The 21,033-nt window shown below is 69.7% G+C and carries 17 protein-coding genes; 15 read left to right on the forward strand and 2 right to left on the reverse strand.

What is annotated here, in order from left to right:
* Nucleotides 1-113: 113 nt before the first annotated feature.
* Complete coding sequence (locus J7E88_RS26450) at nucleotides 114-1,643, reverse strand: glycosyltransferase family 39 protein (protein WP_251023232.1); 1,530 nt, start codon at nucleotides 1,641-1,643, stop codon at nucleotides 114-116.
* 152 nt (nucleotides 1,644-1,795) lie between these two features.
* Here J7E88_RS26450 and J7E88_RS26455 point away from each other — a divergent pair, with 152 nt between their 5' ends.
* On the forward strand, nucleotides 1,796-2,587 hold the full coding sequence (locus tag J7E88_RS26455) for a class I SAM-dependent methyltransferase (protein WP_215185380.1): 792 nt from the start codon (nucleotides 1,796-1,798) through the stop codon (nucleotides 2,585-2,587).
* Between the two features lie 535 nt (nucleotides 2,588-3,122).
* Here the strand turns inward: J7E88_RS26455 and J7E88_RS26460 are convergent.
* Nucleotides 3,123-3,917 (reverse strand): C40 family peptidase, encoded by a 795-nt coding sequence (locus J7E88_RS26460; protein WP_215185382.1) that lies wholly within the window; start codon nucleotides 3,915-3,917, stop codon nucleotides 3,123-3,125.
* A 691-nt stretch (nucleotides 3,918-4,608) separates the two neighbouring features.
* On the opposite strand from J7E88_RS26460, the gene J7E88_RS26465 reads away from it, so the two are divergent.
* The 14 genes from J7E88_RS26465 (at nucleotide 4,609) to nuoN (ending at nucleotide 20,883) form a co-directional block, all read left to right on the forward strand.
* Entirely contained in the window at nucleotides 4,609-4,968 is a 360-nt protein-coding gene (locus J7E88_RS26465) for an NADH-quinone oxidoreductase subunit A (protein WP_003974383.1), read from the forward strand.
* Between the two features lie 19 nt (nucleotides 4,969-4,987).
* Nucleotides 4,988-5,542 (forward strand): NADH-quinone oxidoreductase subunit B family protein, encoded by a 555-nt coding sequence (locus tag J7E88_RS26470; RefSeq protein WP_030742049.1) that lies wholly within the window; start codon nucleotides 4,988-4,990, stop codon nucleotides 5,540-5,542.
* The gene (locus J7E88_RS26475; RefSeq protein WP_215185384.1) at nucleotides 5,539-6,267 is read left to right on the forward strand and encodes an NADH-quinone oxidoreductase subunit C; all 729 of its coding nucleotides are present in this window, start codon (nucleotides 5,539-5,541) and stop codon (nucleotides 6,265-6,267) included. The genes J7E88_RS26470 and J7E88_RS26475 overlap by 4 nt, the downstream gene beginning before the upstream one ends.
* Nucleotides 6,264-7,586 (forward strand): NADH-quinone oxidoreductase subunit D, encoded by a 1,323-nt coding sequence (locus J7E88_RS26480; protein ID WP_215185386.1) that lies wholly within the window; start codon nucleotides 6,264-6,266, stop codon nucleotides 7,584-7,586. The genes J7E88_RS26475 and J7E88_RS26480 overlap by 4 nt, the downstream gene beginning before the upstream one ends.
* A gap of 26 nt (nucleotides 7,587-7,612) precedes the next feature.
* Nucleotides 7,613-8,434 (forward strand): NADH-quinone oxidoreductase subunit NuoE, encoded by an 822-nt coding sequence (gene nuoE / locus J7E88_RS26485; RefSeq protein WP_215185455.1) that lies wholly within the window; start codon nucleotides 7,613-7,615, stop codon nucleotides 8,432-8,434.
* Nucleotides 8,434-9,813, forward strand: a complete 1,380-nt coding sequence (gene nuoF, locus J7E88_RS26490) for an NADH-quinone oxidoreductase subunit NuoF (protein WP_215185388.1) — start codon at nucleotides 8,434-8,436, stop codon at nucleotides 9,811-9,813. Before nuoE ends, nuoF begins: the two co-directional genes overlap by 1 nt.
* 202 nt (nucleotides 9,814-10,015) lie before the next feature.
* Nucleotides 10,016-12,520: an NADH-quinone oxidoreductase subunit G gene (locus J7E88_RS26495; protein WP_215185390.1), complete on the forward strand. Its 2,505-nt coding sequence runs from the start codon at nucleotides 10,016-10,018 to the stop codon at nucleotides 12,518-12,520.
* Between the two features lie 5 nt (nucleotides 12,521-12,525).
* The gene (gene nuoH / locus J7E88_RS26500; protein WP_215185457.1) at nucleotides 12,526-13,893 is read left to right on the forward strand and encodes an NADH-quinone oxidoreductase subunit NuoH; all 1,368 of its coding nucleotides are present in this window, start codon (nucleotides 12,526-12,528) and stop codon (nucleotides 13,891-13,893) included.
* On the forward strand, nucleotides 13,856-14,518 hold the full coding sequence (nuoI, locus tag J7E88_RS26505; protein WP_251023233.1) for an NADH-quinone oxidoreductase subunit NuoI: 663 nt from the start codon (nucleotides 13,856-13,858) through the stop codon (nucleotides 14,516-14,518). The genes nuoH and nuoI overlap by 38 nt, the downstream gene beginning before the upstream one ends.
* Nucleotides 14,515-15,354 (forward strand): NADH-quinone oxidoreductase subunit J, encoded by an 840-nt coding sequence (locus J7E88_RS26510; RefSeq protein ID WP_215185394.1) that lies wholly within the window; start codon nucleotides 14,515-14,517, stop codon nucleotides 15,352-15,354. The genes nuoI and J7E88_RS26510 overlap by 4 nt, the downstream gene beginning before the upstream one ends.
* The gene (gene nuoK, locus J7E88_RS26515) at nucleotides 15,351-15,650 is read left to right on the forward strand and encodes an NADH-quinone oxidoreductase subunit NuoK (protein WP_215185396.1); all 300 of its coding nucleotides are present in this window, start codon (nucleotides 15,351-15,353) and stop codon (nucleotides 15,648-15,650) included. Before J7E88_RS26510 ends, nuoK begins: the two co-directional genes overlap by 4 nt.
* A gap of 15 nt (nucleotides 15,651-15,665) precedes the next feature.
* Nucleotides 15,666-17,609, forward strand: a complete 1,944-nt coding sequence (gene nuoL / locus J7E88_RS26520; protein ID WP_215185398.1) for an NADH-quinone oxidoreductase subunit L — start codon at nucleotides 15,666-15,668, stop codon at nucleotides 17,607-17,609.
* 5 nt (nucleotides 17,610-17,614) lie between these two features.
* Nucleotides 17,615-19,231 (forward strand): NADH-quinone oxidoreductase subunit M, encoded by a 1,617-nt coding sequence (locus tag J7E88_RS26525; protein WP_215185400.1) that lies wholly within the window; start codon nucleotides 17,615-17,617, stop codon nucleotides 19,229-19,231.
* Nucleotides 19,228-20,883 (forward strand): NADH-quinone oxidoreductase subunit NuoN, encoded by a 1,656-nt coding sequence (gene nuoN, locus J7E88_RS26530; RefSeq protein WP_215185402.1) that lies wholly within the window; start codon nucleotides 19,228-19,230, stop codon nucleotides 20,881-20,883. The genes J7E88_RS26525 and nuoN overlap by 4 nt, the downstream gene beginning before the upstream one ends.
* The last annotated feature ends 150 nt before the right edge of the window (nucleotides 20,884-21,033 follow it).

The following is a 21,033-nucleotide window of genomic DNA, read 5'->3' on the forward strand; positions in this document are numbered from 1 at the left end:
ACCTCCGGGAGCCACGGGACTCACCTACGTCGGCACCCGCCAGGGCCGGCTCGTGCAGGGCCCCCGGCGGGAGGCAGCCGGTCGCGGTCGCCGGCCGGCCGGTGCCGGCCGCCTCAGCGGCTCGTGTCCGCGGGCCGCGCGCCCAGGACGTAGGCGCGCAGCCCGGTCCGTCTGCCCAGGTCCGGCAGCGGATGGACCGGCCATGCGCGGGCCCACGTGGGAGGACGTCCCTCCTCGGCCACCAGGATCGCGACCGGCCGGTGGCGCGCCATGGCAGCGAGTTCCTCCGGCGTGATGCTCTCGTCGTGGCCGCTGCGCTGCCGTGAGGCGCAGCCCGCCCGGAACGCGATGCGGATCGCGTCCGTGCCGCTGACCACACAGGGCGGGCGCACGCCCACGGCGTTCAGTTCGGCGGCGATGCGCCCGAGCTCGGCGGTGTCGCGGCGCACCCGGTCCGCCGCGCTGTCGACCACCCGGTACTGGACCGCCAGATGCGCGGCAAGGGCCGCGGCGACGAGCCCGACGGCGATCCGGCGTCCCCATGGCCGGGGACGGCACGCCCTGACCAGGCCGTACGCGACGGGCAGGGCGAGCAGCGCGTAGGCGGGGAGCAGGAAGCGCGGCGCCGCGTAGCCGACGGTGAACAGATAGGGCGCGGCCAGCGCGGCGCCGGCCACGGTCGCCACGACCAGCTCCGCGCGGTGGCGGCGGGCGCGGGTGGCGGCCCGCAGGCCGGCCGCCACGAGCAGCGGCAGCGCGAAGAACCACAGCGAGGCGGCAGGACGCCGCCAGGGCACGTCGCAGGGGCGGCACAGCATGCGTCCGTCGAGGGCACGCACATGGTCGTCGACGGAGAAGTACCAGCCGAGCCGGCCCTGGATCTCGCTGGCCCGGTCCAGCCGGGCTGCGAGACCGCCGTACGAGAGATATGCCTCCACGATCCATTGGGCGCAGCCGGCAGCCACGCCCGTGGCGAGCAGGATGAGCAGCAGCGGCCACCGCCAGGCCCGCATCACCACTGCCGCCACCGCGAGCGGCAGTGCCAGCCACACCGCGTCCGTGGGCCGCATCAGCGCGGCGAACGCCACCCCGGCGGCCATGCCGGCCGGCGCCCATCGGTCGCTCGGCTGCTGGGCGGCGCGCAGGAAGCAGCCGACCGCGACGAGCGAACCGTAGGCGACCCACAGGTTGGGCATCGCCTGCGAGGCGTAGAACATGGTGATCCACAGGCTCGCGAACAGCGCCCCGGCCATGGCGAGTACGGGAGCGGGCAGCAGCCGGCGCCACACCCACAGGGCGAGGAACAGCCCGCAGCCGGCCAGCAGGGCCATGAACACGCGCAGCGCCGTCACGGAGGTGGTCAGCGCCGCGACAGGGGCCACGAGGTAGGTGATGCCCCGGGCGCGCGGCGCGCTGAAGAACGCCGCGGGGGCCTGCGGGCTCACCTGGCTGACGTACACCGACTCGTCCCAGCCGAGACCGAGCCCCGGTGCGACCAGGGCGAGGTGGACGAGTGTGAAGGCGGTGGAGACGGCCGCGAGCCACGGCAGGGGACTCCCGGAGGCGGCCGCGGCCACCGTGCCCTGCCGCGTCGCGACCGCCGCGCCGGCCGGCGTCTCTCCGATCACGTCTGTCTTCCGCATGGAAGTCAGGCTGCCGCCGGCCGCCGTCCGGTGCCCGGGCCGGTCCGGCACTCGGCCCAAAGCGCGTTCCCAACGGGTGAGCCCGCGCCGGGCCGGCGCCCTCGTGGTTAGCATCCGGAAAGGGACCGTCCACCGATGGCACGGAGGCCGTCATGCCGCAACGACCCGCATCCCGCCTGTCGACGAACCGCGCGCGCCTGGGCCACAAGGTGCGCTACGCGCTCCGGCATCCGCGGCGCGTGGTGCCCTACCTGCGCCGGGCGGGCCGGGACACGTGGCTGCGGCTGCGCCACCGCGGCGGCCATGTCGCGTACTACCGGGCGGTGATGGCCTCGGACACCGCGAGGAGCCCGGAGGCGGCGGTCGGCGGCGGGCCCTCGTACGAGCGCTGGCTCGCCATCGGTCAGATGCAGTTCGACTATCTGCGGGAGCACGGGCTGGGCCCGCACGATCGGATGCTGGAGATCGGCTGCGGCAATCTGCGGGCCGGCTGGCGGTTCATCGACCATCTGGAGCCCGGCCACTACTACGGGATCGACATCTCGCCCGACATCCTCATCGAGGCCAAGAAGACCCTCGTCCGCTACGGCCTCCAGCACAAGCTTCCGTACCTGACGCCCGTGGACAACCTGACGCTGGACTTCCTTCCCGACGCCTCGTTCACGGTCGTGCACGCGCACAGCGTCTTCTCGCACTCGCCGCTCGAGGTCATCGACGAATGCCTGGCGAACGTCGGGCGGGTCCTCGCCCCCGGCGGCTTCTTCGACTTCACCTACGATCGCACCGAGGCGCGCGAGCACCAGGTGCTCGGCGAGGACTTCTACTACCGCACCCAGACCCTGATCTCCCTGGCCGCGCGGCACGGCCTCGCCGCCCGCTTCATGGACGACTGGGAACGGCTGCCGCACGGCCAGTCCAAGCTCCGCGTCACCCACGCCGCCTGAACGGGGTGGGTTCCCGACAGCCCGGAACGACCGCCGACGGGATCGCGGGCGGTCGTCCGTCCGCCGGACCCCGGACCCCGACCCCCGGCCCCGGAACGGAGAGACACATCGCCCCGGAACCGGCGGGGCCTGACGAGGAGGTGCTCGACGACGTGGTCCGCCGCCTGCTCCCCCACCCGCCCGGTGCCGCTGGGCTGCCGGTCCGCTTCCCGGGCGTGGCGGGCCGCGACGCGAGGGCGACCGGCGACGTGTCTCCCTTTGGGGCCCGGGCCCGTGGGGGACGCAGACGGTCGACGCGTGGCTGACGCAGAGCGCGGGCTGACCGGCCGGGCACGCAGGGGCGCAGCTCGGGAAGCCGTTCGCGACGGGCGACGGGCGACGGGCGACGGACGCCTCCATTCGGCCCGGCAACGGGTCGGATGGAGGCGTCCGGTCGTTCCTGAGCGCACGGGGAGCCGTGCGGCCGCCCGCGTACGCGCGAAGGGCCGCCGCCCCTGTGCGCGGGGCGGCGGCCCTTCGTCGGTGTCGAAGACCCTCAGAGCACGCGGACCGCGCCGCTCGCCGGGTAGCCGGAAAGGTCCTGGATCACGACGCCCTTGCTCGGGTTCGCCGCGTCGAGGTACTGGCCGTCACCGATGTACACGCCGGTGTGGTACGCGGAGCCCGCGCCGCCCCAGTACAGGATGTCGCCGACCTGGAGGTTGGACGTGCCGACCTGGGTGCCGGCGACCGACTGGTCCTGCGAGACGCGCGGCAGGTCGATGCCGACCTGGCGGAACGCGGCCTGGACGAGGCTGGAGCAGTCCCAGGCGTTGGGACCGGTGGCGCCCATGATGTACGCGTCGCCGAGCTGCGCCTTGAGGAACGCGACGACGGTGGCGGCCGAGCCGCTCGCGGGCGCGGTGGTGGACAGCGTGGACAGCGTGGTGCGCTCGGCGGTGCGGGAGGCGCGCTCCTTGGCCTCCGCCTCGGCGCGGGCCTTCGCTTCGGCCTTCGCCTTGGCCTCGGCCTTGCGTTCCGCCTCTGCCTTGGCCTTCTTGGCGGCCTTCGCCGCCTGCTCCGCGGCGGCGTCTTCCTGGGCCTGCAGTTCGAGGTCGAGCGCGACCTGCTGCGTGGCCTGGGCCGACTGACCGACCGCGGCCGAGAGGTCGGCGGACGTGAGGACGGGCATCTCGATGGTCGCGGTCACCGGCTCGGCGTTCGCCGGCCCGGCAGCTCCGGCCACCGCGATGGTGCTGAGGAAGCCACCGGCAACTCCGGCTCGGATCACGACTTTCGACGCTCCGCGGCGGGGCTTCCGGTGGCTGGGTATGTGAGCGGTGTGGGACATGAGTACAACCGCTATCAGGGCGTGACGGTTCCCTTCAAGAAACGTGGGTTGCGCCACAGTTACGAACGGAATCAGTGAATCCGCTCTGTATGGATCCTTATTGACGCCGTAACGGGCAAACCGGTCATGCATGATCACGGCTGTGATCATGGGCTTTCCGTAAAAGGTCCGAATTGCCGTCGGCCTATCACTCCTCTGCGTCGGTGGCCAAGCCCGCTTTTGTTGAACTCTTGAGGGAGTGGCGCAGGTCACAGAATGGTCAACGCCTGGGCGTCCGGGACCCCGTGAACGCCCGCATGTGTCCACCGTCGTCCGCCCTGTCCCACGGTCGAGTGAGCGGATGTCCTCTATCACCCATTGCGGTCCATTGCCAATTTGCCTGTACGAGTCGGTGCTTGATAGAGCGGCGCACCGTTGACCAGCGGTAACCGCATCGGATGTCACGTCTGGTGATCACTCGGGAGCTTCACGTATGAAGATCACCGCTCATCCTCGTTCATGATCGTTCGTCCGGTGGTGGAGATCACAAACTCGATGCCCGACCCCGTGTCGCAGATCACAGGCCGACAGGCATAGGATGCGGAGCAGTCGGGCTTGTGAACTGCCTCACATGTACACGATCTTCGCGAGGCAGCGAGGCGATGGCCCGGTGCGGTCCAACGGTCAAGGACGACTGGAAGGAGCGGGGAGGGTGAATGCTTACGCGCCCATCCTTGTGCTCGGCGCCCTCGGGGCAGGGTTTGCGATCTTCTCCGTGGTCATGGCCACGCTTATCGGCCCAAAGCGGTACAACCGGGCGAAGCTTGAAGCGTACGAGTGCGGCATCGAGCCCACGCCGACGCCGGCCGGAGGCGGCCGCTTCCCGATCAAGTACTACCTGACGGCGATGCTCTTCATCATTTTCGATATCGAGATCGTCTTCCTCTATCCCTGGGCCGTCACGTTCGACGCCCTGGGGATCTTCGGGCTCGTGGAGATGCTGCTCTTCGTGCTCACCGTCTTCGTCGCCTACGCGTATGTGTGGCGGCGCGGCGGCCTGGAATGGGACTGAGGGGCGAAGGGGCACTCCTATGGGACTCGAAGAGAAGCTGCCGAGCGGCTTTCTGCTGACCACCGTCGAACAGGCCGCGGGCTGGGTGCGCAAGTCGTCGGTCTTCCCGGCGACCTTCGGCCTGGCCTGCTGCGCCATCGAGATGATGACGACGGGCGCCGGGCGCTACGACCTGGCCCGGTTCGGCATGGAGGTCTTCCGCGGCTCGCCGCGCCAGGCCGACCTGATGATCGTGGCCGGGCGGGTGAGTCAGAAGATGGCGCCCGTCCTGCGCCAGGTCTACGACCAGATGCCCAGCCCCAAGTGGGTGATCTCCATGGGGGTTTGCGCATCATCGGGCGGAATGTTCAACAATTACGCGATTGTGCAGGGTGTTGATCACATTGTCCCCGTCGACATTTATTTGCCCGGCTGTCCGCCGCGACCCGAGATGCTGATGGACGCGATTCTCAAGCTCCACCAGAAGATCCAGGGATCCAAGCTCGGTGTGAACGCGGAGGAAGCGGCCCGCGAAGCGGAGGAGGCGGCCCTCAAGGCGCTCCCGACGATCGAGATGAAGGGGCTGCTGCGATGACCGATCAGCCCAATCCCGAGAAGGAGCTCTCCGCGCAGAACCTTCCCGGCCAGCGCGGTGAGCACGGCGAGGAGATCCGCCTCCAGCGCGGCATGTTCGGCGCCAATGACGGAGGGGATACGTCCGGTTACAGCGGGCTCGTGCGCTCCGTGCGCCTTCCGGGTCCCGCGACCCGCCCCTACGGCGGGTACTTCGACGAGGTCGCCGACGAACTCGAAGGAGCCCTGGAGGAACAGGGCCTCGTCCCCGAGGACGTCATCGAGAAGACGGTCGTCGACCGCGGCGAGCTGACCTTCCACATCGCACGCGAACACCTGCCGCAGGTGGCGAGGACCCTGCGCGACGACCCCGCGCTGCGCTTCGAGCTGTGCACCGGCGTGAGCGGGGTGCACTACCTCCAGGACAAGGGCCGGGAGCTGCACGCCGTCTACCACCTGCGCTCGCTCACCCACGGCAGGCTGATCCGGCTGGAGGTCTCGGCCCCCGACCGCGACCCGCACATCCCGTCGCTGGTGTCGGTCTACCCGACCAACGACTGGCACGAGCGCGAGGCCTACGACTTCTTCGGTCTCGTCTTCGACGGCCACCCCGCCCTCACCCGGATCATGATGCCGGACGACTGGCAGGGCTTCCCTCAGCGCAAGGACTATCCGCTCGGCGGAATCCCCGTCGAGTACAAGGGCGCCCAGATCCCGGCTCCGGACCAGCGGAGGTCGTACTCGTGAGCACTTCGCCTGCTTCCCCCCGCGAGACCACCGAGGGCATCGTCTACACGGTCACCGGCGGCGACTGGGACGAGGTCGTCCAGTCGGCGGCCAAGGCCGACGACCAGCGCATCGTCGTCAACATGGGTCCCCAGCACCCCTCCACACACGGTGTCCTCCGCCTGATCCTGGAGATCGACGGCGAGACCGTCACCGAGGCCCGCTGCGGCATCGGCTATCTGCACACGGGCATCGAGAAGAACCTCGAGTACCGCACGTGGACGCAGGGGACCACGTTCGTGACGCGCATGGACTACCTGACGCCGTTCTTCAACGAGGCGGCGTACTGCCTGGGCGTGGAGCGGCTCCTCGGCATCGAGGAGCAGATCCCGGACCGGGCGACGACCATCCGCGTCCTGCTGATGGAGCTCAACCGGATCGCCTCGCACCTGGTCGCCATCGCCACCGGCGGAATGGAACTCGGTGCGACGACGGTCATGATCTACGGATTCCGCGACCGTGAACTGATTCTCGACATCTTCGAGCTGATCACCGGTCTGCGCATGAACCACGCGTACGTCCGGCCTGGCGGACTCGCCCAGGACCTGCCGCCCGGCGCGGTGGACCAGACGCGCGAGTTCGTGAAGACGATGAAGAAGAACCTGCCGGAGTACGACAAGCTCGCGACCGGCAACCCCATCTTCAAGGCACGACTGCAGAACACCGGGTACCTCGACCTGACGGGCTGCATGGCGCTCGGCGTCACAGGACCGATCCTGCGCTCCGCGGGCCTCGCCCACGACCTGCGCAAGACCGACCCCTACTGCGGTTACGAGACGTACGACTTCGACGTCCCGACCGCCGACACCTGCGACTCCTACGGCCGCTTCCTCATCCGCGTCGAGGAGATGCGGCAGTCCCTGCGGATCGTCGAGCAGTGCCTCGACCGCCTGGAGCCGGGGCCGGTCATGGTCGCCGACAAGAAGATCGCCTGGCCCGCGCAGCTCGCACTCGGTCCCGACGGTCTCGGCAACTCCCTCGACCACATCAAGAAGATCATGGGCACCTCCATGGAGGCCCTGATCCACCACTTCAAGCTGGTGACCGAGGGCTTCCGCGTGCCGGCCGGACAGACCTACGCCGCGGTCGAGTCGCCCAGGGGCGAACTGGGCGTCCACGTCGTCTCCGACGGCGGCACCCGCCCCTTCCGGGTCCACTTCCGCGACCCGTCCTTCACCAACCTGCAGGCCATGGCGGCCATGTGCGAAGGCGGCCAGGTCGCCGACGTCATCGTCGCCGTCGCGTCCATCGACCCCGTGATGGGAGGCGTCGACCGGTGACTGACGTAACTGCGACCAGTCTGGGCATGCCGCAACTGCCTGCCCCCGACTATCCGGCCGATGTGCGCGCCCGGCTGGAGGCGGATGCCCAGGAGGTCATCGCCCGCTACCCCGACTCCCGCTCCGCGCTGCTGCCGCTGCTGCACCTCGTGCAGTCGGAGGAGGGCCATGTGTCCCGTACGGGCATGCGGTTCTGCGCGGAGATGCTGGAGCTGACCACCGCCGAGGTCACCGCGGTCGCCACCTTCTACACCATGTACCGGCGCAAGCCGTCGGGCGACTACCAGGTGGGCGTCTGCACCAACACCCTGTGCGCGGTGATGGGCGGCGACGCGATCTTCGAGGAGCTCAAGGAGCACCTCGGCGTCGGCAACAACGAGACGACCGAGGACGGCAAGGTCACGCTCGAGCACATCGAGTGCAACGCGGCCTGCGACTTCGCGCCCGTCGTGATGGTCAACTGGGAGTTCTTCGACAACCAGACACCTCAGACGGCGAAGAAGCTGGTCGACGATCTGCGGGCGGGCAAGCAGGTCAGCCCCACCCGCGGCGCACCGCTGTGCACGTACAAGGAGACCGCCCGCATCCTGGCCGGCTTCCCCGACGAGCGCCCCGGTGTGGTCGAGGCGAGCGGCGGCGCCGGGCCCGCGTCGTTGATCGGGCTCCGCCTGGCCAGGGGCGAGGCCGCCCCGGCGCGGGTGGTCCACCCGCGCGGCGAGGCGCCCCGGGACACGCCGCCGCACGAGCCGCCGCCCGGCGAGCACCTCAGCTCGCACGACGCGCCCCAGCAGACATCCGCGTCCGACCCGGACCACCCGGCCGGACCCGTGGCCGAGGAGGGGGAGTGATGACCTTGTCCACCGAATACGGAGGCGCTTCCCAGCCGCACGCCCGCGGCGAGGCGAGCCCGGAGAAACTGCTCGCCCCGGTGCTCTCGGCCTTCTGGGACGAACCGGAGTCCTGGACCCTGGCGACGTACCGCAGGCACGAGGGCTACGAGGGGCTGCGCAAGGCCCTCGCGATGTCGCCCGACGACCTCATCGCCTACGTCAAGGAGTCGGGCCTGCGCGGCCGCGGCGGCGCGGGCTTCCCCACCGGGATGAAGTGGCAGTTCATCCCGCAGGGCGACGGCAAGCCCCACTACCTCGTGGTCAACGCCGACGAGTCGGAGCCGGGCACCTGCAAAGACATCCCGCTCCTCTTCGCCAACCCGCACTCCCTCATCGAGGGCATCGTGATCGCCTGCTACGCGATCCGGTCCAACCACGCCTTCATCTACCTGCGCGGCGAGGTCGTCCCCGTGCTGCGGAGGCTGCACGAGGCCGTGCGGGAGGCGTACGAAGCGGGCTTCCTCGGCAAGGACATCCTGGGCAGCGGACTCGACCTCGAGGTCACCGTGCACGCGGGTGCCGGCGCGTACATCTGCGGTGAGGAGACCGCGCTGCTGGACTCCCTGGAAGGCCGCCGGGGCCAGCCCCGGCTCAGGCCCCCCTTCCCCGCGGTGGCCGGTCTGTACGCGTGCCCCACGGTGGTGAACAACGTCGAGTCCATCGCCTCGGTTCCCGCGATCCTGAACAAGGGCAAGGACTGGTTCAGGTCCATGGGCAGCGAGAAGTCCCCCGGCTTCACGCTCTACTCGCTCAGCGGCCATGTCGCGGGCCCCGGCCAGTACGAGGCCCCGCTCGGCATCACGCTGCGCCAGCTGCTCGACATGAGCGGCGGCATGCGGCCTGGCCACCGGCTCAAGTTCTGGACGCCGGGCGGTTCCTCGACCCCGATGTTCACCGACGAGCACCTCGACGTCCCGCTCGACTACGAGGGCGTGGGCGCCGCCGGCTCGATGCTGGGCACCAAGGCGCTCCAGTGCTTCGACGAGACGACCTGCGTGGTGCGTGCCGTGACGCGATGGACCGAGTTCTACGCCCACGAGTCCTGCGGCAAGTGCACGCCCTGCCGTGAAGGGACGTACTGGCTGGTGCAGTTGCTGAGGGACATCGAGGCCGGCAGGGGCGTCATGAGCGACCTCGACAAGCTGAACGACATCGCCGACAACATCAACGGCAAGTCGTTCTGCGCCCTCGGCGACGGGGCCGCATCGCCGATCTTCTCCTCGCTCAAGTACTTCCGCGACGAGTACGAGCAGCACATCACGGGCGGGGGCTGCCCCTTCGACCCGGCCAAGTCGACGGTCTGGGCCGACCGACACAGCACGGAGGTGTCCGCATGAGTCCGGCGCACGCACCCGGCGCCGGCCGCGGCTTCGCCGCGGTCCGCCCCGGCGGGCGGACGGAAACCGGCGGGTCCTCGCGCCCGGCCCCGGTCGTCCGCGGCCACGCCGCGAGCCGTCCCGGGCGGCCGGCTCCGTCGGCCCTGCCCACCGGTTCGGGTCACGCAAGGCGATTCGACTCGTTGCACCTGGAGGTGAACGCATGACCGTCACGACAAGTGCGCCCTCCGGTGGCGGGGAGGCTGCCGTACCGCCGGAGGACCTCGTCTCGCTGACCATCGACGGCATCGAGCTCTCGGTCCCCAAGGGAACCCTGGTGATCCGGGCCGCCGAAATCCTCGGCATCGAGATCCCACGCTTCTGCGACCACCCGCTTCTCGACCCCGCCGGCGCCTGCCGCCAGTGCATCGTCGAGGTCGAGGGCCAGCGCAAGCCGATGGCCTCCTGCACCATCACCTGCACCGACGGCATGGTCGTCAGGACGCAGCTCACCTCGCCCGTCGCCGAGAAGGCGCAGAAGGGCGTGATGGAGCTCCTGCTGATCAACCATCCGCTGGACTGCCCGGTCTGCGACAAGGGCGGCGAGTGCCCGCTGCAGAACCAGGCGGTCTCGCACGGCCAGGCGGATTCCCGCTTCGAGGGAAAGAAGCGCACCTACGAAAAGCCCGTGCCGATCTCGACACAGGTGCTGCTCGACCGCGAGCGGTGCGTGCTGTGCGCCCGCTGCACCCGTTTCTCCCAGCAGATCGCGGGCGACCCGATGATCGAGCTGCTTGAGCGCGGTGCGCTGCAGCAGGTCGGCACCGGTGAGGGCGACCCCTTCGAGTCGTACTTCTCCGGCAACACCATCCAGATCTGCCCGGTGGGCGCGCTCACTTCGGCCGCGTACCGCTTCCGCTCCCGCCCCTTCGACCTGGTCTCGTCGCCGAGCGTGTGCGAGCACTGTGCGGGCGGCTGCGCCACCCGCACCGACCACCGGCGCGGCAAGGTCATGCGCCGGCTGGCCGCCGAGGACCCGGAGGTCAACGAGGAGTGGCTGTGCGACAAGGGACGGTTCGCCTTCCGCTACGCCCAGCAGCGCGACCGCCTCACCACCCCCCTGGTGCGCAACAAGGACACCGGTGAGCTGGAGCCGGCGAGCTGGCCGGAGGCGCTGGAGGCGGCCGCGGAGGGCCTGCGGGCCGCACGCGGCCGGGCCGGTGTGCTCACCGGCGGCCGTCTGACCGTCGAGGACTCCTACGCGTACGCCAAGTTCGCCCGGGTCGCCCTCGGAACCAACGACATCGACTTCCGCGCGCGGGTCCACTCCGCCGAGGAGGCCGACTTCCTGGCGGCCCACGTCGCCGGCCGCGGCCGGGACCTGTCCGGGACCGGAGTCACCTACACCTCTCTGGAGAAGGCTCCCGCGGTCCTGCTCGCCGGATTCGAGTCGGAGGAGGAGGCGCCCGGCGTCTTCCTGCGGCTGCGCAAGGCCCACCGCAAGCACGGTCAGCGCACCTTCTCCCTGGCCACCCACGCCACCCGGGGACTCACCAAGGCGGGCGGCACGCTGCTGCACGCGGCCCCCGGCACCGAGACCGAGTGGCTCGACGCCCTCGCCTCCGGCACGGGCCTGGACCCGGACGGCGCGAAGGCGGCCGAGGCGCTGCGCGCCGAGGGCGCGGTGATCGTCGTGGGCGAGCGGCTCGCGGCCGTCCCCGGCGGCCTCACCGCCGCCCTGCGCGCGCAGGCCGCCACCGGGGCCCGTCTGGTGTGGATCCCGCGCCGGGCAGGCGACCGCGGCGCGGTCGAGGCGGGCGCGCTGCCGTCGCTGCTGCCCGGCGGCCGGCCGGCCACCGACCCGCGGGCCCGCGAGGAGACCGCCGGGGTCTGGCGGGTACGCGAACTTCCGCACCGCTACGGCCGCGACACCGGCCAGATCGTCGAGGCCGCGGCCACCGGCGAACTGGGCGCACTCGTCGTCGCCGGTGTCGAGGTCGCGGATCTGCCCGATGTGGCACGCGCGAGGGAGGCACTGGATGCGGTCGGCTTCCTGGTCTCCCTGGAGCTGCGGCCCGGCGAGGTCACCGAGCGGGCGGACGTCGTCTTCCCGGTGGCGGCCGTGGCGGAGAAGCCCGGCACCTTCCTCAACTGGGAAGGCCGGGTCCGGATGTTCGAAGCCGCACTCAAGCCCGAGCAGATGACCCGCCCCCCCGCGCCGACCGACGCCCGGGTGCTGCACATGCTCGCCGACGCGCTCGACATCCCCTTCGGCCTGCCGGACCTGAAGTCCGTACGCGCCGAGATGGACCGGCTCGGCCGCTGGGACGGTCCCCGCGCCGGCGCGCCCGCCGAGTCCGCCCGGCCGCTGCCCCGACCGGGCGCGGGCGAGGCGGTCCTCGCCGGTCACCGGCTCCTGCTCGACCAGGGTGTGCTCCAGCAGGGCGACGAGGCGCTGGCCGGTACCCGGCACGCCGCCGTGGCCCGGCTGTCGGCGGCGACCGCGGCCGAGACGGGCGTGAAGGACGGCGACGAACTCCAGGTATCCGGCCCGGCCGGATCGGTGCGGCTGCCGCTCCAGGTGAGCGAGATGCCCGACCGGGTGGTGTGGCTGCCCCTGAACTCCGTGGGCGGCGGCGTCGCCGCCGACACCGGGGCACGCCCGGGTGAGCTGGTCCGCATCACGGCGGCGACAGGTGCGACGGGTGCGACGGAGGTGGAGGCGTGACCACAATGACCAGCCTGGCGCTTGAGGACCTGTCCATGTTCGGGCGGGACCCCTGGTGGCTCGTCGTCGTCAAGGCCGTGTTCTGCTTCGCGTTCCTGATGGTGACCGTGCTCTTCTCCATCGTGTGGGAGCGCAAGGTCGTCGCCTGGATGCAGCTGCGCATCGGCCCCAACCGGCACGGCCCCTGGGGACTTCTCCAGTCGCTCGCCGACGGCGTCAAGCTGATGCTCAAGGAAGACGTGATCGTCAAGCGCGCGGACAAGGTGGTCTACATCCTTGCGCCGATCGTCGCCGCGATCCCGGCCTTCATGGCGATCGCCGTGATCCCGTTCGGCCCGGCCGGCAACGAGATCTCGATCTTCGGCCACCGCACCACGATGCAGCTCACCGACCTGCCGATCGCGATGCTCTACATCCTCGCGGTCGCCTCGATCGGCATCTACGGCATCGTGCTCGCCGGCTGGTCGTCCGGCTCGACGTATCCGCTGCTCGGCGGACTGCGCTCCTGCGCGCAGATGATCTCGTACGAGATCGCGATGGGCGCGGCGTTCGCCTCCGTCTTCCTCTACTCCGGATCGATGTCGACGTCGGCGATCGTGGAGGCCCAGGCGGACCGCTGGTACATCCTGCTGCTGCCGGTCTCCTTCATCATCTATGTCGTCACGATGGTCGGTGAGACCAACCGGGCGCCGTTCGACATGCCGGAGTCCGAGGGCGACCTCGTCGGCGGCTTCAACACCGAGTACAGCTCCATCAAGTTCGCGATGTTCATGCTGGCCGAGTACGTCAACATGGTCACCGTCGCCGCCGTCTCGGTCACCCTGTTCCTCGGCGGCTGGCGGGCGCCGTACCCGATCTCCGCCTTCTGGGAGGGCGCGAACCACGGCTGGTGGCCGATGCTCTGGTTCGTCGTCAAGGTCCAGCTTCTCCTCTTCTTCTTCATCTGGCTGCGCGGCACGCTGCCGCGGGTGCGCTACGACCAGCTGATGAAGCTCGGCTGGAAGGTCCTGATCCCGGTCTCCGTCGTCTGGCTGATGCTGGTCGCGACCGTGCGGGCGCTGCGGAACGAGAACTACGACTTCCAGCAGATCGTGCTGTACGTCGCCGGCGCGGTGATCGCGGTCCTGCTCCTGTCCTTCGTCGCCGACGTCTTCCGCGGCAAGAAGGACAAGGAGGCGGAGGCCGCCCAGGCTGCCAAGCCCGGCCCGTTCGACCCGATGGCGGGCGGATTCCCCGTACCGCCGCTGCCCGGACAGGAGTTGCCGCCGGTGCCGCGCAGGCGCCCGCGCCGAGATCGCGAACTGATTGTCAGTGGCGGACCCAATACTGACAGTGATGGTCCTCAGGACGGAAAGGAGGCTGACGGTGTCTGAGGAATCCGAGAGCACGTTCCAGAACCCGGTCGCCGGCTTCGGCGTGACCTTCAAGGCCATGTTCAAGAAGCGGCTGACCGAGCAGTATCCGGAGCAGCAGAAGGTCACGGCGCCGCGCTTCCACGGCCGGCACCAGCTCAACCGCCATCCGGACGGACTCGAGAAGTGCGTCGGTTGCGAGCTGTGCGCCTGGGCCTGTCCGGCCGACGCGATCTATGTGGAGGGCGCGGACAACACCGACGAGGAGCGCTACTCCCCGGGCGAGCGGTACGGCCGCGTCTACCAGATCAACTACGCCCGGTGCATTTTCTGCGGCCTGTGCATCGAGGCCTGCCCCACCCGCGCGCTGACGATGACCAACGAGTTCGAGCTGGCCGACAGCAGCCGGGCGAACCTCATCTACACCAAGGAGCAACTGCTCGCCGGTCTGGAGGAGGACATGGTCGACAGCCCGCACGCCATCTACCCCGGCATGGACGAACAGGACTACTACCGGGGGCTGGTCACGGAGGCCGCGCCCGGTACGGTCCAGCAGGTGGCCCACTCCAAGGGCGAGACCGTCCAGGAGGCCGAGTCGACGTTCGGCGAGGGCGAACCGGCCTCGAAGAAGGTGATCGGGGCATGAACCTGCTCGCCGCCTCCGCCACCTCCACGGGCGAGGCCGTCCAGTTCTGGGTGCTCGGCACGATCGCGGTCGTCGGGGCGCTCGGCACGATCCTGATGAAGCGGGCTGTGCACAGCGCGCTCAGCCTCGCCGGGACCATGATCGTCCTGGCGGTCTTCTACCTCGCCAACGGGGCGTACTTCCTCGGCGTCGTCCAGATCATCGTCTACACCGGCGCGATCATGATGCTGTTCCTCTTCGTCGTCATGCTGGTCGGCGTCACCGCTGCCGACTCGCTGAAGGAGACGCTGAAGGGGCAGCGCTGGCTGGCCGCCGCCTGCGGACTCGGCTTCGGCATCCTGCTGATCGCCGGCATCGGCCATGCCTCACTGGAGAACTTCAACGGACTGGGCGTCGCCAACACCGCGAACGGGGGCAACGTCGAGGGCCTTGCCGCCCTGATCTTCACCAAGTACGTCTTCGCCTTCGAGATCACCGGCGCCTTGCTGATCACGGCCGCCGTCGGCGCGATGGTCCTCACGCACCGCGAGCGCACCGAGCGGGCCAGGACCCAGCGGGAGCTGTCCGAGCAGCGTGTACGGGAAGGCAAGCAGCTGCCGCCCCTGCCCGCGCCCGGCGTCTATGCCCGGCACAACGCGGTGGACATCCCCGGTCTGCTGCCCGACGGCACCGCCTCCGAGCTCACCGTCAGCAAGACGCTGCGTGAGCGCGGCCAGATCCGCGATGTGTCGAGCGACGCGCTGGGCGATCTCAAGGCGCTCGAACAGCGCGCCGAGGAGCGTCTCGGCCGCGACAAGGACGAGCACGACCGGGACGGACAGGAGGCCACGCGGTGAATCCGGTCAACTATCTGTATCTGGCAGCGCTGTTGTTCACCATCGGCGCGGCCGGCGTGCTGATCCGGCGGAACGCGATCGTGGTCTTCATGTGCGTCGAGCTGATGCTCAACGCCTGCAATCTCGCGTTCGTCGCCTTCTCCCGGATGCACGGCAATCTCGACGGCCAGATCATCGCGTTCTTCACGATGGTCGTCGCCGCAGCGGAGGTCGTGGTCGGACTCGCGATCATCGTCGCGGTGTTCCGTTCCCGCCACTCGGCCTCGGTCGACGACGCCAGCCTGATGAAGCTGTAAGGGTAGGGACGAATCGTGGAGAACCTCATTGCGCTGCTCGTCGCGGCGCCCCTGCTCGGAGCGGCGGTGCTGCTGTGCGGCGGCCGCCGGCTCGACCGCACCGGCCACTGGCTGGGCACCCTGCTCGCGGCCGCGTCCTTCGCCATCGGCGCCGTACTCTTCGCCGACATGCTCGGCAAGGACGCGGACGAACGCGCCCTGCACAGCAGGCTGTTCAGCTGGGTGCCCGTCGAGGGCTTCCAGGCGGACATCGCCTTCCAGCTCGACCAGCTGTCGATGACCTTCGTGCTGCTGATCACCGGTGTGGGCACGCTGATCCACCTCTACTCCGTCGGGTACATGGAGCACGACGAGCGGCGCCGCCGCTTCTTCGGCTATCTGAACCTCTTCCTCGCGGCCATGCTGCTGCTGGTCGTCGCCGACAACTACCTTCTGCTGTACGTCGGCTGGGAGGGCGTCGGTCTCGCCTCGTACCTGCTCATCGGGTTCTGGCAGCACAAGCCCAGCGCGGCCACCGCGGCGAAGAAGGCCTTCCTGGTCAACCGCGTAGGCGACATGGGCCTGTCGATCGCGATCATGCTGATGTTCACCACCTTCGGCACCTTCGCCTTCGGGCCGGTGCTGGAGTCGACGGGTGAGACGTCCGAGGGCATGCTGACGGCCATCGGCCTGATGCTGCTGCTCGCCGCGTGCGGCAAGTCCGCCCAGGTGCCCCTGCAGTCCTGGCTCGGGGACGCGATGGAGGGCCCGACCCCGGTCTCGGCCCTGATCCACGCGGCCACCATGGTGACTGCCGGCGTCTACCTGATCGTCCGCTCCGGCACCATCTTCAACGCCGCGCCCGACGCCCAGCTGGCAGTCGTGATCGTCGGCGCGGTCACGCTCCTCTTCGGTGCGATCGTCGGTTGCGCCAAGGACGACATCAAGAAGGCGCTGGCCGGCTCGACCATGTCGCAGATCGGCTACATGATCCTGGCGGCCGGTCTCGGCCCCGTCGGATACGCCTTCGCGATCATGCACTTGGTCACGCACGGCTTCTTCAAGGCCGGGCTGTTCCTCGGCGCCGGTTCGGTCATGCACGGCATGAACGACGAGGTGGACATGCGCAAGTACGGCGGCCTGCGGAAGTACATGCCGGTCACCTTCGTCACCTTCGGCCTCGGCTACCTGGCCATCATCGGCTTCCCGGGCCTGTCGGGGTTCTGGTCCAAGGACAAGATCATCGAGGCGGCGTTCGCGTACGACGACGGGATCCGCGGCTGGATCTTCGGCGGTGTGGCGCTGCTGGGCGCCGGCATCACCGCGTTCTACATGACCCGCGTGATGATCATGACCTTCTTCGGTGAGAAGCGCTGGCAGCCCGCTCCCGACCCGGACAAGGTGCCCAGCGTCGAGCCGGGCATCGAAGTGCACCCCGGTGAGATGCCGCACCCGCACGAGTCGCCCAAGTCGATGACGATCCCGATGATCGTGCTCGCCTTCGGGTCGGTCTTCGCGGGCGGCCTGTTCAGCCTGAACGAGTCCTTCGTCCACTGGCTGGAGCCGGTCACGCAGTTCGAGCACCCGCACCCGGTCATCAGCGTCCCGGCCATCACGACATCGACGATCGTCGTGCTGCTGCTCGGCGCGGGACTCGCGTATCTGATGTACGGGCGGCGCCCGGTGCCCGTCACGGCCCCGCGCGGCTCCCTGCTCACCCGCGCCGCCCGCCGCGACCTGCTCCAGGACGACGTCAACCATGTGGTCCTGGTCCGAGGCGGTGAGCACCTCACACGTTCGCTGGTCTACGTCGACCACACCCTGGTCGACGGCGTGGTCAACGGCACGGCGGCCACGTTCGGCGGGCTCTCCGGCCGGCTGCGCAAGCTGCAGAACGGCTACGCCCGCAGCTACGCGGTCTCGATGTTCGGCGGTACGGCGATCCTGATCGCCGCGACCCTGCTGATGAGGGCGGTCTGATCGGTATGTCCGAAGTAGTGAACGCAGGCTTTCCTCTGCTGACGGCAACGGCCGTGCTCCCGGCGCTCGGCGCGATCGCCACGGCAGCCGTGCCCGCCGTGCGCCGGGCGGCCGCCAAGTGGCTGGCCCTGCTCGTCTCCTTGGGCACCCTGGTGCTCGCGGCGATCGTGCTCGTCCGGTTCGAGCCCGGCGGCGACCGCTACCAGCTCGTCGAATCGCACGCCTGGATCAAGGACTTCGGCGTCCGTTACGAGCTGGGCGTGGACGGCATCGGTGTCGCGCTCATCGCGCTGACCGCCCTGCTGATCCCGTTCGTGATCCTCGCCGGCTGGAACGACGCCGACCCCTCCCCTGCCTCCGGCGGGGAGACCCCTATGGAGACCAAGAACTATCGATGGCGGCCCACCCAGGGCTTCTTCGCGCTGATCCTGATGGTCGAGGCGATGGTGATCCTCTCCTTCGAGGCCACCGACGTCTTCCTCTTCTACATCCTGTTCGAAGCCATGCTCATCCCGATGTACTTCCTCATCGGCGGTTTCGGCGACCGCGCCCACGCGGGCACGGACGAGCACGCGGCGGCCCAGCGGTCGTACGCGGCGGTGAAGTTCCTGCTGTACAACCTGGCCGGCGGACTGATCATGCTGGCCGCCGTCATCGGTCTGTACGTGGTCGCGGGCAGCTTCTCGCTCTCCGAGATCGCCGAGGCCAGAGCGTCCGGTCAGCTGGAGATGGCGACCACCACCGAGCGGCTGCTGTTCCTCGGCTTCTTCTTCGCCTTCGCGGTCAAGGCCCCGCTGTGGCCGCTGCACACCTGGCTGCCCAACGCGATGGGTGAGGCGACCGCCCCGGTCGCCGTGCTGATCACGGCAGTTGTCGACAAGGTCGGCACCTTCGCGATGCTGCGCTTCTGTCTCCAGCTCTTCCCGGAGGCGTCGAAGTGGGCAACACCGGTGATCATCACGCTGGCGCTGATCAGCATCGTCTACGGCGCCCTGCTCGCGGTCGGCCAGCGGGACATCAAGCGCCTGGTGGCGTACGCGTCGATCTCGCACTTCGGCTTCATCATCCTGGGCATCTTCGCGATGACCAGCCAGGGCCAGTCGGGCGCGACGCTGTACATGGTCAACCACGGCATCTCGACCGCCGCGCTGATGCTGGTGGCGGGCTTCCTGATCTCGCGGCGCGGTTCGCGGCTCATCGCCGACTACGGCGGTGTGCAGAAGGTCGCCCCGGTGCTCGCGGGCACGTTCCTGATCGGCGGCCTCGCCACCCTGTCGCTGCCCGGACTGGCGCCGTTCGTCAGTGAGTTCCTGGTCCTGGTCGGCACGTTCGCCGCGTATCCGGTGGCCGGGATCATCGCGACCTTCGGCATCGTGCTCGCCGCGCTCTACACCCTCGTGCTCTACCAGCGCACGATGACCGGTCCGGTCAAGGCAGAAGTCAGTGCCCTGCCGGACCTCAAGGCGCGCGAACTGGTGGTCGTCGCACCGCTGATCGCGCTGCTGCTCTTCCTCGGCGTCTTCCCGAAGCCGCTGACGGACATCGTCAACCCGGCAGTGGAGCACACGATGTCCGACGTACAGAAGCAGGACCCCCGGCCCGAGGTGGAGGCGGCCAAGTGAGCGCTACAGCTGTCCACAGCCTGTGGACAACAGCGGCGGAGGTCGAGCCGCTCGGTAAGATCCCCGCGCCCCACATCGAGTACGCCCAGCTCGCACCCGTGCTGATCATCGTTGGCGCGGCCGTTCTGGGTGTGCTCGTGGAGGCCTTCGTCCCGCGCAAGGCCCGGTACCACACACAGGTGTTCCTGACCGTCGTCGCGCTCGCGGCCGCCTTCGCGGCGGTCGTCGGGCTCGCCGCCGGCGGATACGGCACCACCAAGGCACGCATCGCCGCCATGGGCGCGATCGCGGTCGACGGACCCGCGCTGTTCCTGCAGGGCACCATCCTGCTTGCGTCGCTGGTCGCCGTCTTCACCTTCGCCGAGCGCCGCCTCGACCCGGCATTGCACGGCAGCCGGATCGACTCGTTCGCCGCCGAGGCCGCAGCGGTACCCGGCAGCGACCACGAGAAGGCCGCGGTCAAGGCCGGGTTCACCACTACCGAGGTGTTCCCGATCGTCCTGTTCGCGATCACCGGCATGCTGGTCTTCCCGGCCGCCAACGATCTGCTGACGCTGTTCATCGCGTTGGAGGTCTTCTCCCTCCCGCTGTACCTCCTGTGCGCGCTGGCCCGCCGCAAGCGGCTCATGTCGCAGGAAGCGGCCGTGAAGTACTTCCTGCTCGGCGCGTTCTCCTCCGCCTTCCTGCTCTTCGGCATCGCCCTCCTCTACGGCTACGCGGGCTCCGTGTCGTACGCCCGCATCGCCGATGTCGTCGACGGCAGCATCCGCACCATCGACCCGGCGCTCGCGGACACCATGGGCAACGACGCGCTGCTGCTCATCGGCGGCGCGATGATCCTCATGGGCCTGCTGTTCAAGGTCGGCGCGGTGCCGTTCCACATGTGGACGCCGGACGTCTACCAGGGCGCGCCGACCCCGGTGACCGGCTTCATGGCCGCGGCCACCAAGGTCGCCGCGTTCGGCGCGCTGCTGCGGCTGCTGTACGTGGTCCTGCCGGGCCTGACCTGGGACTGGCGGCCGGTCATGTGGGCCATCGCCATCGTGACGATGCTGGGCGGCGCGATCGTCGCGATCACCCAGACCGACATCAAGCGGCTCCTGGCGTACTCGTCGATCGCGCACGCCGGCTTCATTCTCGCCGGTGTGATCGCCACGACGCCTGACGGCATCTCGTCCGTCCTCTTCTACCTGCTCGCGTACTCCTTCGTGACGATCGGCGCGTTCGCGGTCGTCACCCTGGTCCGCGACGCGGGCGGCGAGGCGACGCACCTGTCCAAGTGGGCGGGCCTCGGGCGGCGTTCGCCGCTCGTGGCGGCGGTCTTCGCGGTGTTTCTCCTCGCCTTCGCCGGCATCCCGCTGACGTCGGGCTTCGCCGGTAAGTTCGCGGTCTTCAAGGCGGCGGCGGAGGGCGGCGCGGGGGCGCTGGTCGTGGTGGGTGTGATTTCCTCGGCGATCGCGGCGTTCTTCTACATCCGGGTCATCGTGCTGATGTTCTTCAGCGAGCCGAAGCCGGAGGGCCCGACGGTCGCCGTGCCGTCGCCACTGACGATGACCACGATCGCGGTCGGCGTGGCCGTCACGCTGGTGCTCGGTGTGGCGCCGCAGTACTTCCTGGATCTGGCGAGCCAGGCGGGGGTGTTCGTGCGCTGACGTCCCGCCTCACGGCGAAGGTCCGGCGTCTCCTCGGGGGAGGGGCCGGACCTTCTGACGTACGGGGCGGTCGCTGCCGCGGAGACCGCCGGCGCACCTGGTGGCGCAGCAGGTCGGCGAGTTGCCGTGCCTGGTCCGCGCTCCGCCGTC

It is taken from the genome of Streptomyces sp. ISL-10 (genome assembly GCF_018614575.1).
Lineage (GTDB): Bacteria > Actinomycetota > Actinomycetes > Streptomycetales > Streptomycetaceae > Streptomyces.